8 protein-coding genes are annotated in these 10,646 nt (G+C 45.5%); 7 read left to right on the forward strand and 1 reads right to left on the reverse strand.

All coding sequences use genetic code 11. The features are described 5' to 3' along the window. The first annotated feature begins 43 nt into the window (after positions 1 to 43). The 4 genes from cysK (at position 44) to FTT75_RS10325 (ending at position 4,609) form a co-directional block, all read left to right on the forward strand. Positions 44 to 1,042, forward strand: coding sequence for a cysteine synthase A (gene cysK / locus FTT75_RS10310; protein WP_005170784.1), 999 nt, complete (start codon positions 44 to 46; stop codon positions 1,040 to 1,042). Positions 1,043 to 1,233: 191 nt separating this feature from the next. Further along, complete coding sequence (locus tag FTT75_RS10315) at positions 1,234 to 3,936, forward strand: heavy metal translocating P-type ATPase (protein ID WP_180186366.1); 2,703 nt, start codon at positions 1,234 to 1,236, stop codon at positions 3,934 to 3,936. Continuing rightward, complete coding sequence (gene cueR / locus FTT75_RS10320) at positions 3,933 to 4,340, forward strand: Cu(I)-responsive transcriptional regulator (protein ID WP_005096982.1); 408 nt, start codon at positions 3,933 to 3,935, stop codon at positions 4,338 to 4,340. Before FTT75_RS10315 ends, cueR begins: the two co-directional genes overlap by 4 nt. A gap of 74 nt (positions 4,341 to 4,414) precedes the next feature. Further along, positions 4,415 to 4,609 (forward strand): heavy-metal-associated domain-containing protein, encoded by a 195-nt coding sequence (locus FTT75_RS10325; protein WP_005096981.1) that lies wholly within the window; start codon positions 4,415 to 4,417, stop codon positions 4,607 to 4,609. Between the two features lie 65 nt (positions 4,610 to 4,674). Here the strand turns inward: FTT75_RS10325 and FTT75_RS10330 are convergent, their stop codons facing one another. Further along, entirely contained in the window at positions 4,675 to 5,280 is a 606-nt protein-coding gene (locus FTT75_RS10330; protein ID WP_005096979.1) for a TetR/AcrR family transcriptional regulator, read from the reverse strand. Between the two features lie 532 nt (positions 5,281 to 5,812). On the opposite strand from FTT75_RS10330, the gene FTT75_RS10335 reads away from it, so the two are divergent. The 3 genes from FTT75_RS10335 to FTT75_RS10345 all read left to right on the forward strand — a co-directional run bounded on the left by FTT75_RS10335 (position 5,813) and on the right by FTT75_RS10345 (position 10,463). Beyond that, on the forward strand, positions 5,813 to 7,594 hold the full coding sequence (locus tag FTT75_RS10335; RefSeq protein WP_005096978.1) for an acyl-CoA dehydrogenase C-terminal domain-containing protein: 1,782 nt from the start codon (positions 5,813 to 5,815) through the stop codon (positions 7,592 to 7,594). Between the two features lie 79 nt (positions 7,595 to 7,673). Beyond that, complete coding sequence (locus FTT75_RS10340) at positions 7,674 to 8,849, forward strand: thiolase family protein (RefSeq protein ID WP_180083325.1); 1,176 nt, start codon at positions 7,674 to 7,676, stop codon at positions 8,847 to 8,849. A gap of 117 nt (positions 8,850 to 8,966) precedes the next feature. Further along, positions 8,967 to 10,463, forward strand: a complete 1,497-nt coding sequence (locus tag FTT75_RS10345) for a succinate CoA transferase (protein WP_005096976.1) — start codon at positions 8,967 to 8,969, stop codon at positions 10,461 to 10,463. Positions 10,464 to 10,646: the final 183 nt, after the last annotated feature.

Genomic DNA, 10,646 nt, shown 5'->3' on the forward strand with positions numbered 1-10,646 from the left:
TGATGTTTAAATGACTTGAACCAATAACATCAGGGATATCATCATGAGTACAGATTCAGCTTTTCCAACACCAAATAATTTAGGGATAGCGGTTTATAGTAATAATGCAGACGCAATTGGAAATACACCGCTAGTTCGTATTAATCGTGTAATTTCAGCTCCGGTAACTGTACTTGCTAAAATTGAAAGCCGTAATCCGGCCTTTTCAGTCAAATGTCGTATTGGTGCAGCATTAATTAACGATGCAGAAAAATCTGGAAAACTCAAACCCGGTATGCACATCGTTGAACCCACCAGTGGCAATACCGGCATTGCATTGGCCTTTGTGGCAGCCGCTAAAGGTTATGAACTGACGCTCACCATGCCTTCAAGCATGAGTATTGAACGCCGTAAAGTAGTCAAAGCTTTAGGAGCCAATCTGGTCTTGACCGATCCGGCCAAAGGCATGAAAGGGGCGATTGAAGCAGCCGAGAGTCTGTTGAATGAGAACCCGGAGCAGTATTTCCTGCCACAACAGTTTGAAAACCCAGCCAATCCTAAAATTCATGAAGAAACCACCGGCCCAGAAATCTGGGAAGCTACGGCGGGTAACGTCGATATTCTGGTCGCAGGTGTCGGAACAGGCGGAACCATTACCGGTATTTCGCGTTACTTTGAGAAAGTTAAAAATAAGCCTCTATATTCGGTGGCGGTGGAACCTGCTGAATCTGCAATTATTGGTCAGGCCAAACGCGGCGAAACGCTGACACCGGGACCACACAAAATTCAAGGTATCGGAGCCAACTTTATTCCGGGCAACTTGGATTTAGATCTGGTCGATGAAGTGATTGCCATTAATAGCGCAGAGGCAATCGAGTGGGCACGCAAAACTGCAGCTCAGGAAGGTATTTTGGTCGGCATTTCAAGTGGTGCGGCCATGGCGGCAGCGGCACAACTGGCTGCACGCCCTGAAAATGCCGGTAAAAATATTGTGGTGATTTTGCCAGATGGCGGTGAACGCTACCTGTCTTCGGTTCTGTTTGAAGATATTTCTGCCGAATAAAATTGATGCATTCAATATTTTAAACACTGCTATAAAAGCCCGAAGTCATCTTCGGGCTTTTATTTGGTTCTTGGATGAGCATCCAATCGCAATACCGCTTTATCTTTCCTAAAATATTTAAATGAAAGACTTGACCTTGCCATGCTGGGAATGTTTAAGCTATAGCATCGGCAGCAAGTTGATGCATGGAGATGGGCATGGCAGAACAAGACAGCATCCGGTTATATGAACAGCAGGTGCAGATTGGCGGTATGACCTGTGCATCCTGCGTGGCTCGGGTGGAAAAAGCCTTGAAAAAAATTGAGGGCGTGGTTGAGGCATCTGTCAACCTGTCGACTGAAAAAGCTTTTATTAAAAGCCAGCAGCCGATTGCTGCCGCTGTGCTAGTTCAAGCAATTGAAAAAACTGGCTTTGATGTACCGACGCAACAGTTTGCTTTGAATATTGAAGGCATGACCTGTGCATCTTGTGTGGCTCGCGTAGAAAAAGCCCTAAAAAAAGTAGAAGGTGTACTGGATGCACACGTGAATCTGGCCACTGAAAAGGCGCATGTGAGTCTAATCAATTCTGTGCCATTGTCCAAGTTGACTCAGGCGGTGCAAAAAGCCGGTTTTGATCTTCAGGCTGACCGGATTGAACTGGCGATTGAAGGCATGACCTGCGCCTCCTGCGTCGCGCGTGTTGAAAAAGCTTTATTAAAAGTAGACGGCGTCAGTACAGCACAAGTCAATCTGGCGACTGAAACTGCTTCGATTCAGGCATCCCGTCAGCACATCCCAGCTTTGATTGCTGCTGTAGAAAAAGCCGGTTTTAAAGCCACAGAAAAAACCAATACACATCTCTCGGCAGATCGCCATGTGGCTTTTCAGGAAAAGAAAGCCACTGAAACCGCGCAACTGAAACGGGATCTTTGGCTTGCTCTTATTCTGGCAGTCCCTGTATTTATTCTAGAAATGGGTTCACATCTGATCCCGGCTTTTCATCATTTTATTGCGCAGACGTTGGGAACCCAGAACAGCTGGTATCTGCAGTTTGTGCTGACCAGTTTGGTGCTGATTATTCCGGGACGGCGTTTTTATCAGCATGGTATTCCGGCTTTATTGCGTTTGGCGCCGGATATGAATTCTCTGGTCGCAGTCGGAACAATCGCAGCTTATGGATTTTCCTGCATTGCGACCTTTTTTCCGCAGCTGTTACCCCAGTCCACCGTCCATGTATATTTTGAAGCGGCAGCTGTCATTGTTGCGCTGATTTTACTGGGGCGGTATCTGGAAGCCAAAGCCAAAGGTAAAACCTCAGAAGCGATTCAGTATCTGGTCGGCTTGCAACCGAAAACCGCACGGGTACAACAGCATGGCAACTGGGTTGATCTGGCGATTGCCGATGTACAACAGGGCATGCTGATTGAAATCCGCCCGGGTGAAAAAGTCGCCGTCGATGGTGAAGTGGTTGCCGGGCAAAGTTATATCGATGAAGCAATGATGAGTGGTGAGCCTTTACCCGTGGCCAAACAGGCCGGGGATCAGGTGGTGGGTGGTACAGTGAACCAGAATGGAACCTTGCAAATCAGGGCCACTGCGGTCGGACAGGATTCTGTACTGGCGCAGATTATTGAGATGGTGGAACAGGCACAAGGCTCGAAACTACCGATTCAGGCGGTGGTGGATAAAGTGACTTTATGGTTTGTACCTGCCGTCATGGCACTGGCGGCCTTGACCTTCATGGTCTGGTTCCTGTTTGGGCCTGAACCCAATCTGACCTATGCATTGGTCAACGCCGTGGCGGTGCTGATTATTGCCTGTCCGTGTGCGATGGGGCTGGCAACGCCGACCTCAATTATGGTCGGAACTGGGCGTGCCGCTGAACTGGGCGTGCTGTTTCGTAAGGGTGAAGCTTTACAGTTATTGCAGCAAACCCAAGTCGTCGCACTTGATAAAACCGGAACCTTGACTGAAGGAAAACCGTTGCTGACGGACTTTGAAGTCACAGCAGATTTTAATCAGCAGACTGTATTGCAACTGGTGGCTTCGGTTGAAGCCAAGTCAGAACATCCGATTGCCCATGCCATTGTTCAGGCAGCTCATGAGCAACAACTGGAACTGAGTGAAGTCACAGATTTTGATTCGATCACCGGCGCAGGGGTCAAGGCACAGGTAGCTGGTCAGCAGCTGCATATTGGGGCTGAACGTCTGATGCAGGACTTGGGTCTAAATGTCGATCTGTTTCGGTCTACTGCACAAAAACTCGGTGATCAGGGCCGTAGTCCCTTATATGTGGCGATCAATCAAAAGCTGGCGGCTATTATTGCCGTCGCGGATCCGATTAAAGCAACTACCTATAGTGCGATTCAGGCCTTGCATGAGCAGGGTCTGAAAGTGGCGATGATCACCGGTGACAATCAGCATACCGCGCAGGCCATTGCCAAACAGCTGAAAATTGATCAGGTAATTGCGGAAGTTTTACCGCATGAGAAAGTGGATGCGGTACGTCAACTCCAGCAGCAATATGGCGTACTCACTTTTGTCGGAGACGGAATCAATGATGCCCCGGCACTGGCACAGGCTGATGTTGGCATGGCGATTGGTACAGGCACCGATGTCGCGATTGAGGCAGCCGATGTGGTGTTGATGTCAGGTAATTTACAGCATGTGGCCACCGGAATTGGTCTGAGTCAGGCCACCATGCGCAATATCCGGCAGAACCTGTTCTGGGCCTTTGTCTATAATATTGCTTTAATCCCGATCGCTGCCGGGGTGCTCTATCCATTCTGGGGCATCTTGTTATCGCCGATGTTTGCCGCAGGTGCGATGGCATTGTCTTCCGTGTTTGTTGTCACTAATGCTTTGAGATTAAAAGCCTACAAAGCGGTACAGTTCAAGGAGCAAGCAGGATGAATATTGGTCAGGCGGCAAAACGTTCCGGCATCTCTGCAAAAATGATTCGTTATTATGAAGACATCGGGTTGTTGCCTGCTGCGAAACGAAGCGATGCAGGTTATCGGGTTTATACTGATGCGGACATTAAAACCTTAAGTTTTATTCAACATGCACGCGAACTCGGCTTTTCTTCAGAGCAGATGAAAGAATTACTCGGCCTGTGGCTGAACAGCTCACGTCAGAGTAGCGAGGTGAAACAGCTGGCCGAAAAACATATCCAGTTTTTACAACAGAAAATTGCCGATATGCAGCATATGCTGGTGATATTACAGCAATCGGTGGAGCAGTGTGCCGGCAATGAACAGTCCGATTGCCAGATTTTAAAACAGATTGAACAGGGTGTCGTCCCTGAGCAGCACTGAGCTGATCTGCAGCTCAGGTTAAATATAATCTGCCCAATCACATTAATTTTTAAAGCGATCCTATGGAGCTAAATATGAAATTCCGTATTGAAAATATGACCTGTGGTGGCTGTGCACGCAGTGTGACTGCTACGATTAAAGATCTGGATGAAAATGCCACCGTTCATATAGATGTGGCGACTAAGCTGGTCGAAGTTGAATCGACAGTCACTGAGTCCGAGATTGTCGCGGCTTTAACCGAAGACGGATTTCCGCCAATTGCTGCTTGATATTTGTTAAGTCATTCAATTGAAATAAAATGCCGGATTCAATCCGGCATTTTTTATTATAGGGCTTAGACTGACGAGATTTTATCCGGGGTCATCAGCGCCTGATTAATATACAGTTTAATCAGACGTTCACGCGAACCAATCGCTTTTTGATAATTGGTTGAATTTAATAATAGTGAAGCTCCATAAGTCACGGTCCAGATATAAGACAAATAATCCCGAATCGACATGGCACTTTCTAAAGCCACCAGATAATCATGGGTCATGTCTTTAATCCGGATAATCCGTTCTTCGCGAATCCGATAAAGCTCCTGAAATAAATCTTTCAGGTTTTTTTCATTATTGGTTAAACGCTCTTCAATCACATGAAGCAGGATGGTGCGGTTTGAATTGAGCATGTGATAGAGCATATATTGCGAAACATAATTTTTAATATCGTTATTATATTTTTTTGATATTTCCAAGATTCTTTTTTCATTCAGAATAATTAGTTCTAAATATAACTGGTTCTTGCTTTTGAAATGCTTGTAGATCGTTCCTTTCGCGATGTCCAGTTCACTGGCAAGTTCACTCAGGGTAATGTCCTGATTATTGTCCAGTAGCAGGCTTTCAGCCATGCTCAGGATCTTCTCTTTACGAAGAAGGAAGTTCTGCTGTCTTACAGTCGTCATCTTCTTGGTCCATATTTTTCGAAAAAGAACCTTTCAAGAATATTCAATTTTACCCAAGATAGCTATAAAACTAAGGTCGTGATATTTATCTAATTTTGTATATTTATGCAGCAACTGCTGACAATGAAAAATATATATGGTGTCAGTCTGGAAATATTGTCAAGAAAACTGAACCCTAGAGATCAACTTTGCTAAATAAAATTCCATTTTCAGCATAATTATTTTATTGTTTCAGCACATCAAGTGAAATCATTATTCGGTTTAAGACCGTCCTGGCAAAGGATTATAGTGGTGAATAAAGAATCATTTTAAGCCTGCTTGGTTCAGTAAATAACGGTGACATAAAGCTTGGGTTTTTAAATTTTATGTCGCTTATTTAGTTGAATGAGATTTACTGCTGGATTAATTCGAGATGATGATTTTCGATTGATATGCATTGATTGAAGTAAAATCATAAAAAAGATTTTCATTAATCAATGATTATAAAACGCTCAGCAACAGAATTGAGTATCACCAGTTAAGGAATGTAAGAATGCCTATTTATAATGCGCCGCTAAAAGACATGGAATTTATTTTAAATGATGTGTTTCAAGCTGAACAATTTTGGCAAGGTAATGAAAATCTTGCACATTTAGATATGGCAACTGCAAATGCAATTCTGGAAGAGATGGCCAAATTTTCCAAGAATGTCATTCTTGACCTGAATCGTCCTGCGGATGAAGAAGGTGGTGCTCAGTTTAAACATGGTGAAGTGACCACACCTACAGGCTTTAAAGATGCCTTTAAGCAGTTTGCTGAAGGTGGCTGGGTAGGTTTAGGTGCCAGTGAAGAATGGGGCGGGCAGAATATGCCAAAAATGCTGACCGTGCTGGCCGATGAAATGATCTGGAGTACTAATCCATCATTTATGCTTTACCCGCTGTTAACCGTAGGTGCAGGCATGGCGATCAATGATCGCGCTTCACAAGAACAGAAAGAAACTTATTTACCAAAATTCTATACAGGCGAATGGTCGGGCACCATGTGTCTGACTGAGCCACATTCAGGTACTGATCTTGGCATAATCAAAACCAAGGCTGAACCCAATGAAGATGGCAGCTATAACATCAGCGGTACCAAAATCTTTATTACCAGCGGTGAACATGACCTGAGTGAAAATATCATTCATCTGGTGTTGGCAAAAACACCAAATGCACCCGCCGGTTCACGTGGCATTTCCCTGTTTATTGTGCCGAAATTTCTGGTGAATGCAGATGGTTCACTCGGTGAACGTAATGCAGTATCTGCGGGTTCAATCGAACATAAGATGGGAATTAAAGGCTCAGCGACCTGCGTCATGAACTTTGATGGTGCCAAAGCTTATATGGTCGGTAACGAAAATGAAGGACTGGCCGGCATGTTCGTGATGATGAACTACGAACGTCTGTCGATGGGAATTCAGGGCATTGGCGCGGCAGAATTTGCTTATCAGAATGCGGCACAATATGCGACAGACCGTTTACAGGGACGCGCCTCGACCGGTGCGAAATCACCGGAAAAACCAGCCGATTCGATTCTGGTACATGGTGATGTGCGCCGGATGTTGCTGAATGTGCGCGCCAACAATGAAGCATCTCGTGCATTTGCTGTCTATGTCGGTCAGCAGCTGGATATCACCAAATATTCGACCGATGCTGAAGCGGTGCGTAAAGCGACCGACCGTGTGGCTCTGTTAACCCCAATTGCCAAAGCATATCTAACTGATAAAGCATTAGATTCTGCACTGGAAGCGCAAATGTGCTTCGGTGGTCATGGTTATATCCGTGAATGGGGTATGGAACAATGTATTCGCGATCTGCGCATTTCACAAATTTATGAAGGCACCAATGGTGTGCAGGCAATTGACCTGATTGGCCGTAAAACCACCAAATGTAAAGGTGCTTATATTGCAGAGTATATCGCTGAAATCCGCGAGTTCGCCCAAGGTCTGGATGATTCATTGACGATTAAAACGGCGACATTAGAGACCTGTCAGCAACTGGAAGACATCACCAGCTTTATCGTCGAGCAGTCTCAACTGAATCCGGACTTTGCTAACTCGATTGCGGTCGATTATCTGCATGCGGTGGGTCTGCTCAGTTTTGTGTATATGTATGCGCGTATCAGCAAAGCTGCAGCAACGAAAGACGATAGCTATTTCCAGAACAAATTGGTACTGGCGAATTATTATGTCGCCAAAGTTCTCCCGGATTTGAGTGCCCGAATTCAACGTATTCAGGCAGGTGCAGAACTGGTCATGCAATTACCTGAAGACTATTTCACTGCACAGGCTTAAACCGGCAAGTATTGCGAAGGACAAACACTGCAGAGCTTCTGCTGTGCGGTGTTAAATAACAATGATGAAAAAGGATGAGATTAGAATGATTGTAATTGTAGAAGCTGTACGTACCGCAATGGGTGGTTTTCAAGGCTCACTTTCAAGCTGTACGGCGCCTGATTTGGGTGCTGTGGCGATCAAGGAAGCTGTAGCTCGTGCAGGTTTAACTGCAAACGATATTGATGAAGTCATTATGGGCTGTGTACTGCCGGCGGGTTTAAAACAGGGCCCGGCACGTCAGGCCATGCGTCAAGCCGGCTTACCGGATTCAACAGGTGCCACCACGATCAATAAAATCTGTGGCTCAGGCATGAAAGCGGTGATGCAGGCAGCAGATGCAATCAAAGCGGGTTCGGCTGAAATTGTGGTCGCAGGTGGCATGGAATCTATGTCTAATGCGCCATATTTGATGGACAAGGCACGTGCCGGTTTCCGTATGGGACATGGCAAAGTCACGGATCACATGTTCCAGGAAGGGCTGGAAGATGCAGAAACAGGTCTGTCGATGGGAATTCTGGCACAGGAAATGGCAGATAAAAAAGGCTATACCCGCGAACAGCAGGACGATTATGCCATTGGCTCATTAAACAAAGCGGTGACGGCTGTTCAGCAAGGCTTCTTTAAAGATGAAATCGTAGCAGTCACTGTCAGTAACCGTAAAGGCGATGTGGTGGTTGAGCAGGATGAACAGCCTTTAAATGCCAAAGCGGACAAAATTTCAAGCTTGCGTCCAGCCTTCAAAAAAGACGGAACCATTACCGCAGCAAATGCCAGTTCAATTTCAGACGGTGCTTCAGCACTGGTGGTCACCTCTAGTGAAATTGCTGCACAGCGTAACTTAAAACCGCTGGCTAATATTTTGGCCTATGCCAGCCATTCGCAGCATCCTTCGGAATTCACCATTGCACCTGTCGGTGCGATTGAAAAAGTCCTGAAAAAAACCGGTTGGGATGCCGCTGATGTGGACCTCTGGGAAATTAATGAGGCTTTTGCCATGGTGACGATGCTAGCCATTGATGGCTTTAAACTGGATACTGCAAAAGTCAACATCAACGGTGGCGCATGTGCGCTCGGTCATCCACTGGGGTCTTCTGGTTCCCGTATTATTGTGACCTTGATTCATGCCTTAAAACGTACTGGTGGCAAGAAAGGTATTGCCGCACTGTGTATCGGTGGCGGTGAAGCAACTGCGATTGCAGTGGAACTGGTTTAAGTCCAGCCAAAATTCAATGCTCGAATTAGCAAAATTAATTATTGATTGATTTAGACGCTAATGCTCTTGGTTCATCAGGAGCAGATGCCTCTTTATTTTATATTTTTGAGATTTTTTATGAACGGTTTAGAGCGCATTCGTTTGCTCCCATTACAAGATAAAGTCGTATCTGTCGAAAAAGCACTACAACTGATTCAAGATGGCGATGTAGTTGGTTTAAGTGGTTTTGGGGGGGCAGGTGAAGCGAAAACTGTGCCTTTGGCCTTGGCTGAATATGCACAGAAGTATCCAATTCATATTACCTTGGCGACAGGTGCAAGTCTGGGGAACCGGATTGATGGAAAACTCAATGAAGCACATGTCATAACCCGCCGTTATCCTTATCAGGCAGATCCTTCTTTACGTAAAGCGATTAATGCCGGTGAAGTGATGTATGTCGATCAGCATCTCTCTGAACTGGCCGATAATATCCGTCATAAAAACTTGCCAGCGATTAATGTGGCTGTAATTGCTGCAACTGCGATTACTGAAGACGGTCAGATTATTCCGACAGGCTCTTGCGGAAATTCTGCAAATTTCATCGAAATGGCAGATCGGGTCATTATTGAAATTGATATGACGATTAATCCCGTACTAGAAGGTGTTCACGATATCTATGTACCTCAAGCGCGCCCAAACCGCGAGCCAATTCCTCTGACTCAAGCCAGTGACAAAATTGGAACAATCGGGATTCATGTTGCACCTGAAAAAATTTCTGCGATTGTCATCAATGAGATTCCAGACACTTCCTTTGGCATGGACGAACCGGATCAAGAAACGCTGGCGATTGCCAGTCACCTGATTCATTTCTTTGAACAGGAAGTGGCAGCAGGGCGGTTACCTGAAAATCTGGGGCCGCTGCAATCCGGTGTGGGCTCCGTGGCCAATGCGGTCTTTGCCGGCTTCGAACATTCCAATTTCAATAATCTGGAAATGTATTCTGAAGTCTTGCAGGATTGCACTTTCCAGCTTATCGATTCAGGCAAGATGACCTTTGCTTCAGGTTGCTCCATGACCCTGACCGATGACTGTGCCGCACGAGTGATGAACAATTTTGATCGATACAAAGATAAAATTGTCTTGCGTCCACAGGAACTTTCCAATAATCCTGAACTGATTCGCCGTCTCGGGATTATTGCGATTAATACAGCACTTGAGTTTGATATTTACGGAAATGTGAATTCAACCCATGTTACTGGAACCAAGATGATGAACGGTATTGGAGGCTCGGGAGATTTTACCCGTCATGCGCATATTGCCATCTTTGTGACCAAATCCTATGCCAAAGGTGGTGCGATTTCTTCAGTCGTTCCCCTAGTCAGCCATACCGACCATACCGATCATGACGTTGATATTCTGGTGACTGAGCAAGGTTTAGCAGATCTGCGTGGTTTGGCACCGCGTGAACGTGCCCGCAAGATTATCGATATCTGTGCTCATCCAGATTACCGCGAAAGTTTAAATCATTATTTTGAGCGTGCCTGTGCGCGTGGTGGTCAGACACCGCATTTATTGAATGAAGCTTTGTCTTGGCATGCCCAATTTGAAGAAACCGGTTCAATGAAAACCGCTTAATACGTTTAATCGCATTGATCATCAAATAGAGCCCGTCGTATACGGGCTTTATTCATTTCGCAGATTCAAATCTCAAGTGCGACACATTTGTAGTTAGTTGAAAAAGTTAGGTGTATTCGTAGAATCATTGGACTTTTTCAACTCGCAATTGGAAAGCACACAATGAAGAAATACACCCAACTT

The organism is Acinetobacter sp. YH01008 (assembly GCF_013420435.1).
Taxonomy (GTDB): Bacteria; Pseudomonadota; Gammaproteobacteria; order Pseudomonadales; family Moraxellaceae; genus Acinetobacter; species Acinetobacter pseudolwoffii.

Bases quoted from the DNA above. Each gene is read 5' to 3' on its own strand.
- cysK (WP_005170784.1), top strand. From the start codon at position 44: ATGAGTACAGATTCAGCTTTTCCAACACCAAATAATTTAGGGATAGCG.
- FTT75_RS10315 (WP_180186366.1), top strand. From the start codon at position 1,234: ATGGGCATGGCAGAACAAGACAGCATCCGGTTATATGAACAGCAGGTG.
- cueR (WP_005096982.1), top strand. From the start codon at position 3,933: ATGAATATTGGTCAGGCGGCAAAACGTTCCGGCATCTCTGCAAAAATG.
- FTT75_RS10325 (WP_005096981.1), top strand. From the start codon at position 4,415: ATGAAATTCCGTATTGAAAATATGACCTGTGGTGGCTGTGCACGCAGT.
- FTT75_RS10330 (WP_005096979.1), bottom strand. From the start codon at position 5,280: ATGACGACTGTAAGACAGCAGAACTTCCTTCTTCGTAAAGAGAAGATC.
- FTT75_RS10335 (WP_005096978.1), top strand. From the start codon at position 5,813: ATGCCTATTTATAATGCGCCGCTAAAAGACATGGAATTTATTTTAAAT.
- FTT75_RS10345 (WP_005096976.1), top strand. From the start codon at position 8,967: ATGAACGGTTTAGAGCGCATTCGTTTGCTCCCATTACAAGATAAAGTC.